At 57.8% G+C, this 17437-nt stretch carries 18 protein-coding genes; 7 read left to right on the top strand and 11 right to left on the bottom strand.

The window, feature by feature from the left end; translation table 11 throughout:
* Positions 1-43: 43 nt before the first annotated feature.
* Both ACWPM9_RS08305 and ACWPM9_RS08300 read right to left on the bottom strand, forming a co-directional pair.
* Positions 44-1309 (bottom strand): NAD(P)/FAD-dependent oxidoreductase, encoded by a 1266-nt coding sequence (locus tag ACWPM9_RS08305; RefSeq protein ID WP_484757361.1) that lies wholly within the window; start codon positions 1307-1309, stop codon positions 44-46.
* 89 nt (positions 1310-1398) lie between these two features.
* Positions 1399-2151 (bottom strand): pyridoxine 5'-phosphate synthase, encoded by a 753-nt coding sequence (locus ACWPM9_RS08300; RefSeq protein ID WP_428187103.1) that lies wholly within the window; start codon positions 2149-2151, stop codon positions 1399-1401.
* A gap of 413 nt (positions 2152-2564) precedes the next feature.
* Between ACWPM9_RS08300 and ACWPM9_RS08295 the strand changes: the two genes are divergently transcribed.
* Positions 2565-3260 carry a MerR family transcriptional regulator gene (locus tag ACWPM9_RS08295; protein ID WP_428187104.1) on the top strand — a complete coding sequence of 232 codons (696 nt, stop codon included), beginning with the start codon at positions 2565-2567 and terminating at the stop codon, positions 3258-3260.
* A gap of 92 nt (positions 3261-3352) precedes the next feature.
* Here the strand turns inward: ACWPM9_RS08295 and ACWPM9_RS08290 are convergent, their stop codons facing one another.
* On the bottom strand, positions 3353-4480 hold the full coding sequence (locus tag ACWPM9_RS08290; RefSeq protein ID WP_428187105.1) for an ATP-dependent DNA helicase: 1128 nt from the start codon (positions 4478-4480) through the stop codon (positions 3353-3355).
* Between the two features lie 135 nt (positions 4481-4615).
* Here ACWPM9_RS08290 and ACWPM9_RS08285 point away from each other — a divergent pair, with 135 nt between their 5' ends.
* Positions 4616-5752: a mandelate racemase/muconate lactonizing enzyme family protein gene (locus ACWPM9_RS08285; RefSeq protein ID WP_484757360.1), complete on the top strand. Its 1137-nt coding sequence runs from the start codon at positions 4616-4618 to the stop codon at positions 5750-5752.
* Positions 5753-5773: 21 nt separating this feature from the next.
* Here ACWPM9_RS08285 and ACWPM9_RS08280 read toward each other — a convergent pair whose 3' ends face one another.
* The 4 genes from ACWPM9_RS08280 to ACWPM9_RS08265 all read right to left on the bottom strand — a co-directional run bounded on the left by ACWPM9_RS08280 (position 5774) and on the right by ACWPM9_RS08265 (position 8099).
* Complete coding sequence (locus ACWPM9_RS08280) at positions 5774-6145, bottom strand: nitrile hydratase accessory protein (protein WP_484757359.1); 372 nt, start codon at positions 6143-6145, stop codon at positions 5774-5776.
* A complete protein-coding gene (nthB, locus tag ACWPM9_RS08275) occupies positions 6132-6791 on the bottom strand; it encodes a nitrile hydratase subunit beta (protein ID WP_484757358.1) in 660 nt (219 codons plus the stop codon). The genes ACWPM9_RS08280 and nthB overlap by 14 nt, the downstream gene beginning before the upstream one ends.
* The gene (gene nthA, locus ACWPM9_RS08270; protein ID WP_484757357.1) at positions 6788-7423 is read right to left on the bottom strand and encodes a nitrile hydratase subunit alpha; all 636 of its coding nucleotides are present in this window, start codon (positions 7421-7423) and stop codon (positions 6788-6790) included. The genes nthB and nthA overlap by 4 nt, the downstream gene beginning before the upstream one ends.
* Positions 7424-7505: 82 nt before the next feature.
* Positions 7506-8099, bottom strand: coding sequence for a LysE family translocator (locus ACWPM9_RS08265; protein WP_484757356.1), 594 nt, complete (start codon positions 8097-8099; stop codon positions 7506-7508).
* Positions 8100-8245: 146 nt separating this feature from the next.
* Here ACWPM9_RS08265 and ACWPM9_RS08260 point away from each other — a divergent pair, with 146 nt between their 5' ends.
* Complete coding sequence (locus tag ACWPM9_RS08260) at positions 8246-9091, top strand: aldo/keto reductase (protein WP_484757355.1); 846 nt, start codon at positions 8246-8248, stop codon at positions 9089-9091.
* A gap of 11 nt (positions 9092-9102) precedes the next feature.
* Here ACWPM9_RS08260 and ACWPM9_RS08255 read toward each other — a convergent pair whose 3' ends face one another.
* The 3 genes from ACWPM9_RS08255 to ACWPM9_RS08245 form a co-directional block, all read right to left on the bottom strand.
* A complete protein-coding gene (locus ACWPM9_RS08255) occupies positions 9103-9384 on the bottom strand; it encodes a hypothetical protein (protein WP_428187112.1) in 282 nt (93 codons plus the stop codon).
* Positions 9385-9569: 185 nt separating this feature from the next.
* The gene (ilvN, locus tag ACWPM9_RS08250; RefSeq protein WP_428187113.1) at positions 9570-10142 is read right to left on the bottom strand and encodes an acetolactate synthase small subunit; all 573 of its coding nucleotides are present in this window, start codon (positions 10140-10142) and stop codon (positions 9570-9572) included.
* 24 nt (positions 10143-10166) lie between these two features.
* On the bottom strand, positions 10167-11945 hold the full coding sequence (locus ACWPM9_RS08245; protein WP_428187114.1) for an acetolactate synthase 3 large subunit: 1779 nt from the start codon (positions 11943-11945) through the stop codon (positions 10167-10169).
* A gap of 333 nt (positions 11946-12278) precedes the next feature.
* On the opposite strand from ACWPM9_RS08245, the gene ACWPM9_RS08240 reads away from it, so the two are divergent.
* Together ACWPM9_RS08240 and ACWPM9_RS08235 are read left to right on the top strand one after the other, a co-directional pair.
* Entirely contained in the window at positions 12279-14387 is a 2109-nt protein-coding gene (locus tag ACWPM9_RS08240; protein ID WP_484757354.1) for an ATP-binding protein, read from the top strand.
* 68 nt (positions 14388-14455) lie between these two features.
* Positions 14456-15049 (top strand): cysteine hydrolase family protein, encoded by a 594-nt coding sequence (locus ACWPM9_RS08235; protein WP_484757353.1) that lies wholly within the window; start codon positions 14456-14458, stop codon positions 15047-15049.
* Here the strand turns inward: ACWPM9_RS08235 and miaA are convergent.
* Complete coding sequence (gene miaA, locus ACWPM9_RS08230; RefSeq protein WP_484757352.1) at positions 15046-15942, bottom strand: tRNA (adenosine(37)-N6)-dimethylallyltransferase MiaA; 897 nt, start codon at positions 15940-15942, stop codon at positions 15046-15048. The genes ACWPM9_RS08235 and miaA overlap by 4 nt on opposite strands.
* Between miaA and serB the strand changes: the two genes are divergently transcribed.
* A complete protein-coding gene (serB, locus tag ACWPM9_RS08225) occupies positions 15941-16831 on the top strand; it encodes a phosphoserine phosphatase SerB (RefSeq protein WP_484757351.1) in 891 nt (296 codons plus the stop codon). The genes miaA and serB overlap by 2 nt on opposite strands.
* A gap of 21 nt (positions 16832-16852) precedes the next feature.
* Positions 16853-17416: a GNAT family N-acetyltransferase gene (locus ACWPM9_RS08220; protein ID WP_484757350.1), complete on the top strand. Its 564-nt coding sequence runs from the start codon at positions 16853-16855 to the stop codon at positions 17414-17416.
* The last annotated feature ends 21 nt before the right edge of the window (positions 17417-17437 follow it).

Below are 17437 nucleotides of genomic sequence, written 5' to 3'. Positions count from 1 at the left end.
CTCCCAATAGCGTCATGGGAGCCGTCGGACACAAGAAAAACGCTCAGGAGTGATCCTTGAGCGTTTCTTTTTGAGTGATCAGCCGCGCACTGTGCTGCCCGGACAGATAGATCCACAGCCAGCTCCATGCGACGGCGAGGCGCGATCGGGTTCCGATCAAAAAGTAGATATGCGCCAGCCCCCAGAGCCACCAGGCAATACCGCCCTTTAGTCTGATCCAGCCGAAATCGGCCACCGCAGCACGCCGGCCTATCGTGGCAAGATTGCCCTGGTTGCGATAGCGGAATGCTGCAGGCACTGGCGTGCCGTTGAGCCTTGCCTTGATCACCCGAGCGACATATGCCCCCTGCTGTTTGGCTGCAGGCGCGACGCCGGGAACAGGTTTTCCGTTCTCCTGCACGGCGAGCGCCGTATCGCCGATCACGAAAATATCGGGATCGCTGCCGATCGACAGATCCGGCTCGACCTTAACCCGACCGGCACGGTCCTGCTCGACCCCGAGCCACTTACCCGCAGGCGATGCCTGCACACCGGCAGCCCAGATGACAGTCCGGCACGGTACAAATTCCTCACCCACGGTCACGCCTGCGTCCGTGATATCCGTGACAGGTAGACCGGTGCGAACCTCGACACCAAGTTGTCCAAGGGCTTTGGCCGTGTAGTCAGACAGGTCGTCCGTGAACGCCGGCAACACCCTTTGCCCGGCCTCGACAAGAATGACACGCGTGCGGGTGGTATCGATGGAGCGAAACTCGGACGGCAAGGTTTGCTTGGCAAGCTCTGCGATCATGCCCGCCATTTCGACGCCTGTCGCACCTCCCCCGATGATCACAAAGGTTAACTGACCATCGCGCTCATGCTCGCCGCCGTTGAGTTCCGCTCGTTCGAACGCCAGAAGCACTCGCCGCCGGATCGTCGTTGCATCTTCAAGAGTCTTGAGGCCAGGCGCAACACCCTCCCAGTCGTCTCGACCGAAATAGGCATGTCGAGCACCCGTCGCCAGGACAAGCGTGTCATAGGGAATTGTCACACCGGACCTGAGTTCCACGGTGCGCGCCTCGCGGTCGATGCCGATGACCTCATCCAGAAGTGTGCGGACATCCTTGCGGTGACGGTAGAGATGACGGATCGGCCAGGCGATCTCGGATGTCGCAAGCACTGTGGTTGCGACCTGATACAACAGAGGTTGGAATAGATGGTGGTTACGCCGATCAATCAGCGTGATATCCGCTGACGCTCCCGCAAGGGAGTTGACCAACTGCAACCCTCCAAATCCGCCTCCAACGACGACAATACGATGATGGCTCACGGCTATACGTCCTGACTTAAGGCGATACGGCACAATTGCTGCAACGCAGCATTATATGTAGTCGAACGGGTTACGCATTCAAACCGTTTTCAGATTTTTTGACCGCAAGCCTTACGGAAACGGAGGACGGTCTGCGTCATTCCAAATTCCAAGGCGTCCGCCGTCAGGCCGTGGCCAATGGACACTTCGGCCATGTCGGGAATGCGCTTGACCAGTGGCGGAAGATTGGCAACGGTCAGATCGTGACCCGCATTCACGCCCATCCCGGCCGCAAAAGCTGCATCTGCAGTGCGTCCGAGCAAATCAATCTGCTCTTCGGCCAGATCCGGTCGATCAAAACACCCCCCATACGGCCCTGTATAGAGTTCGATCCTATCGGCACCGGTCGCCTTGGCTGCGTCGACCGCCGCCACATCGCCGTCACCATCGGCAAACAGGGAAACACGCATACCCCGGCGCTTGAGGCGCCCGACAACGGTTTGCAGTAAATCGCCGTGTTTGACGAAATCCCAGCCGTGGTCGGATGTCGCCTGCGACGGATCATCGGGCACAAGGGTCACCTGCTCCGGCGCATTGGCTTCGCAAAGAGCCAGAAACTCTTCTGTCGGATAGCCTTCCATGTTGAATTCCGCATGCGGGAATTCGTCGTCGATCAAGGCGCGCAGCACCGGCAAATCAGAAAAACGGATATGTCTTTCGTCGGGCCGGGGATGCACCGTCAAGCCACTGGCACCGGCGCCAAGCGCAAGCCGACCGAAATGCGCAACATCCGGCCATGGCAGATCGCGCCTGTTGCGAAGCATGGCGATGGCATTGAGATTGACCGAAAGCTGAACTGGCATGGCGCACGTCTTTTGATGTTGAGCAGGAACCATTGCATTTAGGCGATTAGCGGCTGAAACGCCAACGCGTTTATATCATCTATCCATTTCTGCAATTGATTGCCTCTGCAAACAGGCATTTCAGCAATATTCCAGCAATTTCCCGTACTTAAATTTCAAACCGAAAATGGGTTGCGATGTGATTCCAACAGCAACTGCACATTTTGCACGGTCACCAAAACACGCCAGATGAAGTGGTTTGCAAATTTGAAAAGCGAGGCCTACTCTGCTCGCTAAAGTCGCGGAAAAACAAAGAACGACTGGGGATATGTGCAAGGTCGGACAGGCCCTGAAGAGCCTCCGACGCACGAAGCGGCACTGCTTGCTTGGTCTTTGAATACAAAAGAGACGTGCTGAGCAGGAAGGGGGACACCATGGCTGAACATACGAAGGGTTCCACGCGAAAAGCAACGGCAAGGACAAAGCCGAAGCCAGACGCCCACTTCTTGCCGACCAGTACGCGCCCCCGCCGACAACTGGACGAACCCGTGGCAATCGCCGACATGGCCAACCTCTTCGGTGTCACCCACCGCACCCTGCACTTTTATGAGGAAAAAGGGATGATCCATGCAGGTCGCATCGGCCTCATGAGGATCTATACCCGTGACGATGTCGCGCTGATGTCGTGCATCAACACCTGCCGCGAGATCGGCATGTCCGTTGCTGCAATCCAGGATTTGCTCGCCGCGTTGGCGAACGCCGACGATCAGCAATCTGCAGATCTGATCTTTGAAAACGCGCTCTTGGCACGCAGGAGAGAACTCAAGACGGCGCAATCGACAATCCTGAAACAGATCGGCAATCTTGAGCAGCTCTTGTCCGATCAGCATTTGGATGACGATGAGCTGAGAGGAAACACCCGGCATGAACACATCGACCTCAACGATATGGAACGCCGTTGCCTGCAACTCATGGCAGAAGGTTACGCTCCGCTTCGCCTGGCGCGGGCCCTGGATATGACAAGCTCGGAAATTTCCACGCTTGAAACCCGCATCATTGAAAAACTCGGCGCCAACAATCGCTTTCAGGCGGTTGCCAAGGCAGTGCTTCTCGGCATCGTCTCTTCCTGACCTCAACCACGATATGCTGAACGCCCTGACGCTCTCGATTGTCGCATAGGGTCGATATCATAATCTCATGGTTTGATTGCCCGCTGGCGTGTTCAGCGCACGATCGTCAGCGTCTGTGCAGCGCGGGTCACAGCAGTATAAAGCCAGCGCTCGCGCGTATCGCGAAAGGCATAACTCTCGTCGAACAGAACGACATTGTTCCATTGCGAACCCTGCGCCTTGTGGACGGTCAACGCATAACCGAAATCGAATTCGTCATAGCGCTTGCGCGTCGACCATGGAATCTCGGTTTCAAGATCCTCAAATGCCGCCTTCAAGAGCTTGATCTTAGCTGCACCGCGATTCATGTCGTCGTCTTCAGGGCGCACCAGAAGATTGATGCCCGGCTTCACCGTCTCGCGAGATGAGCTCATCACCTGCCACAGGGAACCGTTGAGCAGACCCTTGGCCTGATCGTTACGCAGACACACAAGCTTGTCGCCGGCCTGCGGATGATCGGCAACGAAACCCTTGAGCTCCCGCAACCGCTTGTTATAGCGCCGCCGGGTGCGGTTGGTGCCAACCAGAACCTGATCAGCTCCCAGAACGAGGTCCTGATTGACCTCATTCTTGGAGATCACCTTCGCCGTCCCGTAATCGCCAAACATGATCTCCTTGCCCTCACGCACATGCATGGCAAGTTCAATGATCGGATTGTCGCGGGCCTGTCGATGGATTTCCGTCAGAAGATAATCCGGCTCCTGCTCGGTAAAGAATCCGCCGCCCTGAACCGGTGGCAACTGTCCGGGATCGCCCAGAACCAGGATCGGTGTGCCGAAGCTCATCAAATCGCGCCCAAGCGCCTCATCCACCATGGAGCATTCGTCGATGACAATCAAAGCTGCCTTGGCAACGGGGCTCTGGCGATTGATGGCAAACATGGGCGAGATCGAGGTCTTGCCGGTTTCTTCATCCTCAACCGATTCCTCACCGCGCGGGCGGTAGATCAGCGAATGGATGGTCTTGGCATTGGTGGCGCCACGAGACCTCAGCACCTGCGCCGCCTTGCCGGTAAAGGCCGCAAACAGCACATCGCCGTCGACATCTTCGGCAAAGTGCCGCGCCAGTGTCGTCTTGCCCGTTCCGGCATAGCCAAACAGCCTGAAGACAGGCGAGCGCCCTTCCTTCAGCCACTTGGAAACGGCCTTCAGGGCCTCGTCCTGTTGCGGTGAAAATTGCATCGCCGGACTTGGCAGGATTCGAATGACGAGCGCAACCGAAAAAGAACGAATGCGTACCGCATCCCCAGCAGCGACGCCTTGTGCCGTGTCTTGAAACTGCCAGAGATGTATCCTGAGGATCAGGAGGAGGATCGAATGCGGATAGACAATATTACGTCAAGTGTGCACCGGCTGCCGCCGGCATCGCCTTGGGAAGACGCGACCAACAAGGTCGACGCGCTGGAATTCGTCGTTGTGGAAATAACGACCGATACCGGCTTGAAGGGCACCGGCTTCACCTACAGCGTCGACATCGGTGGCACCGCCATCCATACGCTGATCGAGGACTACCTCTCCACCCTGGCGATTGGCGAGGATCCTCTGTCCTACGAGAAGCTCTGGTCGAAACTGTCGAACCAGTCCCGCAGGCTTGGTCTCGGCGTCAACAGCATGGCCATCGCCGCCATCGATGTCGCGGTCTGGGATATTATCGGCAAGCACAAGAATGAGCCGCTGCACCGGTTGATCGGTGGCGCACGCGACAGCATCCCCGCCTATATCAGCGAAATCAACCTGTCGGAAAACGACCGCGTCGAGGATCTCCTTGCCCGGGCACGCGACTATCTCTCCCGGCACTACCGGGCCATCAAGATCAAGATCGGCAAACCTGACTTCGAAGCCGATATCGAGCGCATTGCCAAACTTAAGGAGATGCTTCCCTCCGATGTTCATCTGATGGTGGATCTCAATCAGCGCTGGTCGGCATCCCAGGCGATTCAGGCAGCATCCGGACTGGAACGCTTCCATCTTGACTGGATCGAAGAGCCCCTGATTTATCACGATGTCCAGGGCCATGCCGATCTCAAGCGGTCGACCAAGACACCGATTGCGCTCGGTGAAAGCCTCTACAGCAAATACCAGTTTCTCAACTATCTGCGCGCCGGAGCCGTCGATATCGTTCAGGCCGACGTCGCCTTCGTCGGTGGCGTAACGGAATGGCTGAAGATTGCCCATCTGGCCGGGACATTCGGCAAGCCGATCGCGCCGCATTACATGATGGAGCTGTCACTGCCGCTGCTTTGCGGCGTTCCAAACGGCTTCATGCTGGAAGATGTCGTCGGCGGCAGCCTGACGGAACTGGGCCTGATCGAAAACCCGATAGAGACGAGCAACGGCATCGGAACACCGCTTGATGTGCCGGGCCACGGCATTGTCTTCAACCGTTCGGCCCTGGACGCTTGCCGGACCAACTCGAGCGTGCTGAAGGCCTCGTTCAGAGGCGGCAGCAAGTAACGCAGCGATATCGGCAACGGCTCACCGCAACGGATCGTTCTCGATGCGGATGGCGGCCCCATGCGGCGTCGCCTCTGCCGCCCGTTGCCAGCTTTGCTGAAGCGCCACGACGGTTGCATGGTCAGCGACGCCCTTTTCACCAAGCAGTGTCGTCAAGGCAGCGACCCAGCCATCGAAATAGTCCGAACCGTCTTCTGCGCGGCCAGGTTTGTGCAGTTCGCCGGAAAGGGTCTCGGCCCATTCCCCCCAGGAAAAGAGGCCTCGCTCGTGCAGATGCACGGTGATCGCAAAGGCATGAGCGTGCCAGGGCTCTTCAAACACCGGATCGCCCTCGGCAGAGACGGGTAAGCCCGGCGATGCCCGAAGCGGCGTTGGCACATCACACTGGCTCAAGATAGCTCTCCCACGCATCGATCGAAACGGACAGTGTCGGATCGGCCCCCTCGCCCCATATTTCCGGACCGGAAAACACCACTGTATAGACCCATTGCGGGTTTTCACCGCGGCCATGGGCGTTATCGTCCGGAAAGACGAAACTTCCCTGCACGGTCTCCACGCGGCCGATCTTCGCACGGGCATAGCGCGGCAGGCGTGTGTGGGTCTCAGGATTGAAATTCTTCGTGCGAACGATATCGCCGACTGCATAGAGCGGCTCTCGATGAATTGCGCGATCGCAGGGCCCGCCGCGTGCCAGAACCTCGGACACCATCTCCGCTTTAAGCACGCGTTTCGGTGTCGCAGCCCGCTGCTGCGCCTGCCGGGCTTGGATCTCTTGCGCGGTAACAAAGCCATGCCGCTCGAGCAGGGTCTCCAGCGCCCGTATCCAGATCTCGTAGTAGCTCGCGGAATAATACTGCGCGGGCGGTATCGCTTCGCGCGCATGGCGGCTTTCATCGATCGTCCAGGCCCCAAACGCCCCGCAGGACAGCGTCAGGCCAAGCGCAGTCTTCTCCCATTCGGCATGGAAATACGGCTCATCCTTTTCTGGTGCGACCGGGCCAAAACCCATTTGCCCACCCAGATCATGTGGACCATTCATGGTGAAGATCCCGGTAGAGTAGCAAGACCGGTACCGATCATGGAATCGCGTGTCACCAGATCTGCAAGCGCTGCTTCGTCAAGGTGATCAGTTCCCTCTGGCCGTTCTGGCACCACGAGATAGCGCAATTCCGCAGTCGAATCCCAGACACGGATCTGTGTGAGAGGACTCAGGGTTACACCGAACTCCTCAAGCACCGCACGAGGATTGATGACTGCCCGTGAGCGATAGGCGGGTGCCTTGTACCACACAGGCGGCAGGCCCAGAACGGCCCAGGGATAGCAGGAGCATAGTGTGCAGACGACAATGTTATGAGTGCTTGGCGTGTTGAACACCGCCCGCATATGCTCGCCCTGTCGACCGGTATAGCCAAGGCTTGCAATCGCAGCCGTCGCATCCTCCCTCAGCCAGTCCGCAAATCGCGCATCGCTCCAGGCCTTGGCCACAACGCGCGCACCATTGCGCGGACCGACCTTGGTCTCATAAGTCTCGACGATGGCGTCGATGGCTTGAGGATCGATCAACCCTTTCTCGACAAGCACCGTCTCCAGCGCTTTCACGCGGGCCTGCATGTCGGAATAATGATTATCGTGATGGTCTCCATGGTCGTGATGGTGATGACGCTTGTCCATAGAAACCTCCCGCAATGAGCTCGGTCTATCTCTACGAATTCCCCCGGAAAATTCCAAGTGGTCGTGACCCTGATCTGAAGCGCTATCTCAGCATTGGCCAGAGACTGAGAACCAGCAGGATGGCCATGGCGATATTGAAATATTTGAGACGCGGCGGCACCGAGAGCCATTCGCGCAGGACCGAACCGAAACCGGTCCAGATGGAAACTGTCGGCATGGTCACCAGACCGAACACCAGCGCGATGATGACAATGCTGCGTTCGTAGTCGCCGGGCGCGGCATAGGTCGCGGTCGCCGTTATCGCCATTACCCACGCCTTGGGATTGACCCATTGGAACGCGGCGGCACCGAGAAAGCTCATCGGATACGCCCTGGCCTCTCCCTTGGCCATCGTTCGTGCGGTCGCAAGTCGCAATGCGATATAGAGAAGATAGAGCCCGCCGGCGATCTTGAGGGCGAGATAGAGGACTGGCGTGACCTGCAAGACCGCGCCGAGGCCAAGACCCACTGCAGCCAGGAGGACGGCAAAGCCGAAGGCGATGCCCAGCATATGCGGCACCGTGCGCCGGAAGCCGAAATTCACACCGGACGCAAACACCATCATGTTGTTGGGACCAGGAGTAATCGACGTGGCGATCGCAAAGAGGAACAAGGCGCTTAACAATGCGGTGGTCATGAAAAGCTCCGGAATGGTCGCAAAGACAAATGCTAGCGCTGGACATTGGAGACGACAACGGAAAATTATGTCGTCTTGCCAAAGCGACATGCTTCGCTTTGCCGCAAGTATTCAATAAGCTGAAGGAAAGCGAGGAGCGCAGCACCATGCAAGAGCCTATCCCAACCGTCCAACTTCCCTCAGGTATCAGTGTTCCGGCACTCGGCCTCGGCACCTGGAGAATGGGCGAGACGCGATCGCGGGCGCAGACGGAAATCGACGCGCTAAGGCAAGGCCTCGACCTTGGCATGACGCTGGTCGATACCGCCGAGATGTATGGGGATGGCGGTGCTGAATCGCTGGTGGGGCTGGCCATGGAAGACCGGCGCGACGACGTTTTTCTCGTCAGCAAGGTTTATCCCGGCAATGCCAGTTTCGAAAAGACAATACGTGCCTGTGAAGCCAGTTTGAGACGCCTCAAGACCGACCGACTGGACCTTTATCTGCTTCACTGGCGCGGCGAGTATCCCCTCGAAGAGACCGTGTCTGCCTTTGAGCACCTGAAACGTGAAGGCAAGATCGGCGCCTGGGGCGTCTCCAACTTCGACACAGACGATATGGAAGAATTGTTTGCAGTCCCGGATGGGCAGAACTGCGCGGTAAACCAGGTGCTTTACAATCTGGCGCGCAGAGGGATCGAGCATGATCTTCTGCCCTGGTGTCAGGAAAAGGGGGTGGCAGTCATGGCCTACTCCCCCATCGATCAGGGCGACGTGCTCTCGAATGCCGGACTGATCGACATTGCCAAGGCCTACCAGGCGACGCCGGCGCAGGTCGCCCTGTCCTTCGTCATGGAGCGCGATGGGGTCATTGCCATCCCTAAAAGTTCCAACCTGAAGCGTCTTGCCGAAAATCGCGGTTCTTGCGAACTCGATATCACCGATGAAGACTGGGATGCATTGGATGAATTGTTTCCGCCACCGGCAGAAAAAATGCCGCTGGAAATGCGGTAGAGCGAAGCCCTCTAAGAGGGCAGGCAGCTTTTCAGCTTAGCTGCAACAGGATTTGAGCCGTCAGGACCGAACTGGTCATAGCAGTCGAGGACCCATTCGCTCTCGTCCTCGAGCGCCATGTCTGCACTGGCAATCTCATTGCCATAACGTCCGGTCTTCTCGACGACCTGGTTGCTGAACATATCAGCAGAAGGTCGGCTCGAAAAAACACCCGTCGACGCATGCACTGCAAAGACGATTGCAAGTACGGAAAAGGCGGCGGCGATACTGGTCTGCAAAATATTCTTTGTCATGGCGTTATCCTTCATCCACTACAACGCGCAACTCGCGCTTTTGTTCTGAAGGAGATGTGCTGAACCAGATTGTAACATCGCGTTCATTTTGTATTAACCATGAACTACTGCGATAAGATCAGACAAAACAAAGGCGCCGGTGTCTGAAACACCGGCGCCTTCTGGTGATCGAAAGTATCTAAAGCTTACATGCCCTGAGCGCCGCGGTTCATGGCGGCTATACCGGTACGGCATACTTCATTGAGGCCAAGCGGCTTCATGATCGACACGAACTGATCGATCTTTGACGACTTTCCTGTCAGCTCGAAAATGAAATGCTCGACAGAGGCGTCCACCACCTTGGCCTGAAAGGCATCCGCAAGACGAAGGGTTTCCGCCCGCATCTCACCGCTGGCAACCACTTTGACCAGCGCCACTTCACGCTCGATGGGACGCTCCTGCCCCAATTCCTTGGCGCGCACGGTCAGGTCAAGGACCCGGTGGACAGGAACGATGCGCTCAAGCTGGGCCTTGATCTGTTCCAGCACGATAGGCGTGCCATTGGTGACAATGGTAATGCGCGATAGATGCGCTTCATGCTCGGTTTCAGAAACCGTGAGGCTCTCGATGTTATAGCCTCGGCCGGAGAACAGGCCGATCACGCGGGCCAGCACGCCCGGCTCGTTGCTGACGAGAACCGAAAGTGTATGGCTTTCAACGACTGCTGTTTCCTTGGCGATGAAATAGGCAGATCCGGTGGGTTGTAGCTGTGCGTTCATTGTTTTCTTGCCTTCCCTATTTCGTCAAACGAGCTGACGGCCCTTGGAATCGATGGCCGTGGCGACCGCATCATCCGTGGCCTCGTCGGGCAACAGCATTTCGTTATGCGCCTTGCCGGAGGGGATCATCGGGAAGCAGTTGGTGAGATTGGCGACCCGGCAATCGAAGATCACCGGCTTCTTCACCTCGATCATTTCCATGATGGCATCGTCCAGCTTGGCGGGATCGTCGCACCGCAGGCCAACGGCACCATAGGCATCGGCCAGCTTGACGAAGTCCGGCATCGCTTCCGTGTAGGAATGCGACAAACGGTTACCGTGAAGCAGTTGCTGCCACTGCCGTACCATGCCCATATACTGGTTATTGAGGATGAAGATCTTGACAGGTGCCTCATATTGAACGGCGCAGGCCATTTCCTGGATACACATCTGGATGGACGCGTCACCGGCGATGTCGATGACGAGCGCTTCCGGATGGGCAATCTGCACGCCGATGGCTGCCGGGAAACCGTAACCCATCGTGCCAAGGCCGCCGGATGTCATCCAGTGGTTCGGCTCTTCAAACGGGAAGAACTGCGCTGCCCACATCTGGTGCTGCCCGACTTCCGTGGTGATATAGGTGTCACGACCGCTGCTCAATGCAGCCAGACGCTCGATGGCATATTGTGGCATGATGACATCTTTGGAAGGCGTATAGGAAAAGGACTTCCGGGCCTTCCAGCGATCGACATTGCTCTTCCACTCCGACGTCTGCGCGGCGTCCGGTTTCTTTGGCAAGGCGCGCCACAGGCGAACCATGTCTTCGAGCACGCGCGTGATATCGCCAACAACCGGGATATCGACGCGGACATTCTTGTTGATGGAGGACGGGTCGATGTCGATGTGGATCTTCTTGGAATTGGGCGAAAAGGCATCGAGACGACCGGTGATGCGGTCGTCGAAACGCGCACCGATACAAACCATGACGTCGCAATCATGCATGGCCATATTGGCTTCATAAGAGCCGTGCATGCCCAGCATCCCCAGCCAATTCGGACCGGAAGCCGGATAACAGCCAAGCCCCATCAGTGTGGAGGTGATGGGGAAATCGGTGAGCTGGACCAGTTCGCGCAGCAATTTGGTCGCTTCCGGACCGGAATTGACGACACCGCCACCGGAATAGATGACCGGACGACGCGCCTGCGCCATCAGTTCGACGGCCGCAGCAATGGCCCCGATATCGCCCTGTGTCTTGGGCTGATAGCTGCGCTGGGCAACGTAATCGGAGGGCGGGGTATAAGTGCCCTTGGCGAACTGCACATCCTTTGGAATATCGACGACGACGGGACCGGGACGACCTGTCTGGGCAATACGGAACGCTTCGTGGATCGTGCGTGCCAGATCGTTCACGTCCTTCACGAGCCAGTTATGTTTGGTGCAAGGCCTTGTAATGCCGACCGTATCGCATTCCTGAAAGGCGTCCGAACCGATGAGCGAGGTCGGAACCTGGCCCGTCAGGCAGACCAGCGGGATCGAATCCATCAGGGCGTCCTGCAACGGCGTGACCGCATTGGTCGCGCCCGGACCCGACGTTACCAGCATGACGCCGGTTTTGCCGGTCGAGCGGGCATAGCCTTCGGCAGCGTGGCCAGCACCCTGCTCATGGCGCACCAGAACGTGCTGAATGTCTTCCTGCTGAAAGATCTCGTCATAGATCGGCAGAACCGCGCCGCCCGGATAACCGAAGATGTGTTCGACACCGTTATCCTTCAACGCCCGTAAGACGATCTCTGCCCCAGTGATCTGATTGTCTGTGTCCGTCATGCCCTTGTCCATTTCCTCGGAATTTTTTGCTTCAGCAGATGCCCTGAATTTGGCCATAAAAAAAGGCCCCTTGAGGAGCCTGTTTGTCGCGCATGGGTGGCTATCGCCGGATGGTTACACCACCCTGCCCATACGCAGTCCCACCACGAGAATTTCCGCAACGTTTTTCATGGCTGGAATTGATAATGGCAAAACTCGGCTTCGTCAACGCAGGCGCTACATTTTCTGAGTTCTGACGACAGCGGCACCTTCCCACCCCCGAAAAAGTCACAACTGTTATAGATATTGTTAACGCGCCGCAGATATTCTCGATGCAAGCAGGAGTTTTATTTATTGCGTAATCACGACCTCCAGAATTCCGCATCCGACGGCGATTCAGAGCGCCGCGACGGCATGCATCCGGGAAATCGGCTCCTGGGCCGCGTGGTCGCCTGCAATGGCTCGCGTGCGACAATCGCGGCAGTCGCGGGAGAAGGCGCAACCGAACTCACCGAACTCTGGTCGGTTGGACGCCTGATTTCCATTGATGTCGGCCCGAATCGCGTCGTGGCGCTGGCCTATTCCATGGAAACCGATGGACGTGCCTGGGGTGAACAGACCGACAATCCATTCCTGATCGAAGTGGAGTTATTGGGCGAGGTCCAGGTCTTTCCCGATGGCCGCGAGGAATTCTCCACCGGCATCTCACGCTATCCCTATCTAGGCGCCATCGCTCACCGAATCCGCGCAGCTGACCTGTCTCGCATTTACGACAGCCGGATGGGCGACACCCGCACGGTTGGCAGGCTGACGCAGGACGAGTCGATCGAAGCGACGATCCACATTCCCTCCATGCTGTCGAAGCACTTCGCCATTGTCGGCTCCACCGGCGTCGGCAAATCGACCGCAGTCTCGCTGCTGCTGCACAAGGCAATCGAATCCGATCCAAAGCTGCGCGTGCTGATTCTCGATCCGCACAACGAATTCGCGGCCGCCTTTCCGGATCATGCCGTCGTCATCGATACCGATACGCTCGACCTTCCCTTCTGGCTGATGAAACTGGACGAATTTGCGGAAGTGCTGTTTCGCGGCCGCCCGCCGATTGCCGAGGAAATGGATATCCTGCGCGATCTGATGCCCGAGGCCAAAAAGGCTTTCCGTGGTTCGGAATCGACGCTGATGCGCAGGGCCAACGAGAAATCGTCGATCACCGCCGATACACCGGTCCCCTACCGGGTAGCCGATCTGCTTGCGCTGATCGACGAGCGCATCGGGCGTCTCGAAGGCCGCGGTGAAAAGCCACATCTGCGCGCGCTGAAGATGCGCATCATGTCTGCGGTCAACGATCCCCGCTATCATTTCATGTTCTCCAACAACACGATCAGCGATACGATCATGGAGACCATCGCCCATATCTTCCGGGTACCCGGAGACGGACGCCCGATCTCGACATTCCAGCTGTCCGGCATTCCTTCGGAAGTTGTCAATTCTGTCGCCTCGGTCCTGTGCCGCATGGCGTTCGAGATTGCGCTGTGGTCGAACGGTGCAATCCATATGCTGGTCGTCTGTGAAGAAGCACACCGTTACATTCCAGCCGACCCGACACTGGGCTTTTTCCCGACCCGTCAGGCCATTGCCCGCATTGCCAAGGAAGGCCGTAAATATGGTGTGTCGCTCGGCATCATCACCCAGCGTCCGGGCGAACTCGACCAGACCATCCTCTCACAGTGCTCGACGCTGTTTGCCATGCGCCTGTCCAACGACCGCGACCAGGAAATCATTCGCTCTGCAATCCCGGATTCATCAATTTCGACCACAAGCTTCATCTCGTCGATCGGCAATGGCGAAGCCATCGCCTTCGGTGAGGCCATCGCCGTGCCCATGCGCATGCGGTTCTCGCGCGTCGAAGAGCATTATCTGCCCAAGGCCCACGGTGCGACCGCCAAGGCAACAGAGGAAACACCGGATACGGTCGATCTGCGCGGCGTCATCAACCGCATGCGGGCGATCTCAGGCCCCGATATCTCATCCTTCCAGAAGGCCTATGACGATACCAAGGGCTATTCCGATGTAGCCATGGATGAAGACGAAGACGAGTTTGCGGAGATCGAACAGCACGACGCCTACCGCACTGAGGCCAGACCGTCTGAGGTTACCACAGCGCCCGTCCAGCCGCACTCTCCGCCCGTCGCCAGCGCTCAGCCGCCGATCGAGCCCTACAGGCCCGATATGCTGCCGGTCGGCGAAGCGCGCGCACCAACCAGCGCACCGGGGTTGAACGACACGCGGTATGCAGAACAGCAGCGCCCGATAGAGCGCACGACGCCGCGCTTTGGTATTGGCACAGGTTCACAAAGTCCGGCACCAGCACCCACGTCAGCCCAGGCGATGCGACGTGAGCCGGGATCGCTGCGCGAAAGCATCCTGAAGAAGCCGCTATCGAGCCTCTACAACAAGGATTGACGGCGACGGTTTAGATCGAAAGTTATCGTCGTCATGTCCTTGTTACAGGAAGGCGCGATCTTGAATGTATGACCGCACGCTGCCTTCTCATTATCGACATGCTCAACGACTTTCTCGACCAATGGGACGACGAGGTCGTGGCGACATTGATTGATCACACCAACATTCTGGCTCAGGCATTCCGGGACAAGGATTATCCGGTGATCTGGGTAAGGCAGGAATTCAAGGCCGATTTGTCCGATGCCTTCCTCGAGATGCGAGATCGCAATATTCACATCTGCATTGAAGGCACCAGAGGTGCCGAGCTTCATGAAGCGCTCGATGTCGATCACGAAGACAAGGCGATCGTTAAGAAGCGCTACAGCGCATTCTTCAAGACGGACCTTGACACGATTCTAGTCCAAAACGGCATAGACGAAGTCACTATTTGCGGCATCAATACCCATGCCTGCATTCGCATGGCGGCCATAGACGCCTACCAGCGCGACCTTCGCGTCGTGCTGGCCTCGGACTGCATCGGCTCCTATGACAGGCAACACGCGCAGGTCTCGCTGGATTATATCAACGGCAAGATCGCAGCGCTGAAAAGCAATGCGACCATCTTGGCAGACCTTGGCATATTCGACCTCACCTTAGATAAAGAGCGAGAAACGATCCACTAGGGCGCCATGCGCTCCCAACTCTCATCCATCTGGTTACGGAACCAGGTCATCTGTCGCTTGGCATATTGCCGCGTGGCAGCCGATGCGGTTTCTATCACGGCTTCAGGCGAAAGCGCGCCGTGCAGCATCTGGCCGATCTGCGAGACGCCAATGGCCTTCATCGCCGGCATTTCAGGCTTCAGGTCCAGCGCCAGCAGCGCCTCGACCTCGGCCACGGCCCCATCATCGAACATCCGCTCGAAGCGTCGGTTGATCCGGTCATGCAGGACGGCACGATCCGGCAGGACCACGATCTTTCGTGCGCGTCCCGGATCGACCACCATGGGACCGGACTTGCCCTGAAACGCGCGGATCGATTGACCGGAGGCAGAAAACACCTCAAGCGCGCGCACGATCCGTTGTCCGTCCTCGGGATTGAGGCCGGACGCCGTCTGCGGATCCACCCGCATGAGCTCTGCATGAAGAGCCACAGCCCCATCATCGGCAAGTCTCGAGCGCCACTGAAGCCGGATATCATCCGCAACGAAAGGCATTTCCGACAGCCCCCCGATCAGTGCCTTGAAATAGAGACCAGTTCCACCAACGATCACAGGCAAGCGTCCTTCGGACTTCAGCCGCGACATGAGTGCTTGAACCTCACGCAGCCAATCGCCGGTCGAGTAGGGTGTTGCCGGATCAACATGGCCATATAGCGCATGCGCCACCCCTGCCATTTCCGCCTCGGACGGCCGCGCCGTCAGGACCCGCAAGATGCCATAGACCTGCATGCTGTCTGCATTCACCACCACGCCGTTGTGGCGTTGGGCGAACTCAAGCGCCAGCGCGGACTTGCCGCTGGCCGTCGGGCCGGTTATCAGAACCGCGTCTGTCTCTTGTTCAAGGTCTGTCATCATGGCTCTCGTTGCCACGCTTATCGCCAATCCGTCAAATCCTGTCTTGACCCTTGCCGTCGGAGAAGAGGCTGCAAGGGTTGTCAAAGCCCACGGTCTTTACTGGCTGGCAGATGGCATTGCCTGCGATATAGCACTTGTCGATGGTACAGATCCCGCGCTTGCTGAAGCGGCATTGCGCGAGGTGATCGGCGATCTCCCCATCGATGTCGCCATTCAGGACGCGGAGACCCGTCGCAAGGCCTTCCTGATCGCCGATATGGATTCGACCATGATTGGACAAGAATGCATCGACGAACTGGCAGCCGAAGTCGGCCTGAAGGAAAAGGTCGCTGCCATCACCGCGCGCGCCATGAATGGCGAAATTGAATTCGAACCGGCTCTGCGCGAACGCGTGGCACTGTTGAAGGGGCTGCCGATCTCGGTTGTCGACGAGGTCATCGAAAAGCGTATCACACTGACCGAAGGCGGCCCTGAACTGATCGCAACGATGTCGGCAAAGGGCCATTATGCAGCTTTGGTGTCCGGCGGCTTCACCGTGTTCACAAGCCGCATTGCCGAGCGGCTGGGCTTTGACGAGAACCGCGCCAATATTTTAATCGAAGCAGACGGATTGCTGGCCGGAGAGGTCGCCGAGCCGATCCTTGGCAGACAGGCCAAGGTCGACGCACTTCTCGACATCTGCAAGAAGCGCGGCCTCACGCCCGCCGATGTCATCGCCGTCGGGGATGGGGCAAACGATCTGGGCATGCTGCAGATGGCCGGTTCTGGCGTGGCACTGCATGCCAAGCCCTCGGTCGCTGCCCAGGCCAAAATCCGGCTAGACCACGCCGATCTGACCGGCCTTCTTTATCTTCAGGGTTACCGGAAGTCGGATTTCATCTACCCCTGACACCGGATTGAGAGAAAACCCGTGTTCGTGCTCGAAACAGAACGGCTGCGACTGCGCAACTGGCGTGAAGAGGACCGCAACCTCTTTCGCGAGATCAATCGCGATCCGAAGGTGATGGAATATTTTCCCTTTCGCCGCAGCCACGAGGAAGCCGATATCCTGTTTGAGCGCGTACGCACGACCATTCGAGAGGATGGAATTGGATTTTACGCGGTGGCGCTGAAAGACAGCGACGAAGCCATCGGCTTTTGTGGATTGTCGAACGCCAATCTTGCACCGGAACTACCCGACGGTGTGATCGAGATCGGCTGGCGTCTGGCCACACGGTTCTGGGGCCACGGCTACGTGACGGAAGCGGCCAGAGCGCTCCTCTCATTCGGCTTCGACACCTGCGGCTTCAACGAAATCGTCTCTTTCGCCGTCGCTGAAAACCATCGCTCGACCGCCGTCATGCAGCGCATCGGTCTAAAGCGTGATGCGAGCCGCGATTTTGACAATCCGCGCGTTCCCGAAAGCCATCCGCACCTGAAGCACCATGTGCTCTATGCGATCACGGCCGCAGAATATCGCGCCAAAAACCATTGAAGACACCCGGTTACCCGGGTT

Source organism: Agrobacterium sp. H141, assembly GCF_057158725.1.
Note: the sequence above shows the minus strand (reverse complement) of the source record. Positions and strands in the feature narration are given on the sequence as shown.

Excerpts from the sequence above, each read along its gene's own strand:
- ACWPM9_RS08265 (WP_484757356.1), bottom strand. The coding sequence starts at position 8,099 with ATGACCACCGCATTGTTAAGCGCCTTGTTCCTCTTTGCGATCGCCACG.
- ACWPM9_RS08235 (WP_484757353.1), top strand. The coding sequence starts at position 14,456 with ATGACCGCACGCTGCCTTCTCATTATCGACATGCTCAACGACTTTCTC.
- ACWPM9_RS08255 (WP_428187112.1), bottom strand. The coding sequence starts at position 9,384 with ATGACAAAGAATATTTTGCAGACCAGTATCGCCGCCGCCTTTTCCGTA.
- ACWPM9_RS08245 (WP_428187114.1), bottom strand. The coding sequence starts at position 11,945 with ATGACGGACACAGACAATCAGATCACTGGGGCAGAGATCGTCTTACGG.
- nthB (WP_484757358.1), bottom strand. The coding sequence starts at position 6,791 with ATGAATGGTCCACATGATCTGGGTGGGCAAATGGGTTTTGGCCCGGTC.
- ACWPM9_RS08290 (WP_428187105.1), bottom strand. The coding sequence starts at position 4,480 with ATGCAATTTTCACCGCAACAGGACGAGGCCCTGAAGGCCGTTTCCAAG.
- ilvN (WP_428187113.1), bottom strand. The coding sequence starts at position 10,142 with ATGAACGCACAGCTACAACCCACCGGATCTGCCTATTTCATCGCCAAG.
- serB (WP_484757351.1), top strand. The coding sequence starts at position 15,941 with ATGGCTCTCGTTGCCACGCTTATCGCCAATCCGTCAAATCCTGTCTTG.
- ACWPM9_RS08300 (WP_428187103.1), bottom strand. The coding sequence starts at position 2,151 with ATGCCAGTTCAGCTTTCGGTCAATCTCAATGCCATCGCCATGCTTCGC.
- nthA (WP_484757357.1), bottom strand. The coding sequence starts at position 7,423 with ATGGACAAGCGTCATCACCATCACGACCATGGAGACCATCACGATAAT.
- ACWPM9_RS08285 (WP_484757360.1), top strand. The coding sequence starts at position 4,616 with ATGCGGATAGACAATATTACGTCAAGTGTGCACCGGCTGCCGCCGGCA.
- ACWPM9_RS08295 (WP_428187104.1), top strand. The coding sequence starts at position 2,565 with ATGGCTGAACATACGAAGGGTTCCACGCGAAAAGCAACGGCAAGGACA.
- ACWPM9_RS08260 (WP_484757355.1), top strand. The coding sequence starts at position 8,246 with ATGCAAGAGCCTATCCCAACCGTCCAACTTCCCTCAGGTATCAGTGTT.
- miaA (WP_484757352.1), bottom strand. The coding sequence starts at position 15,942 with ATGATGACAGACCTTGAACAAGAGACAGACGCGGTTCTGATAACCGGC.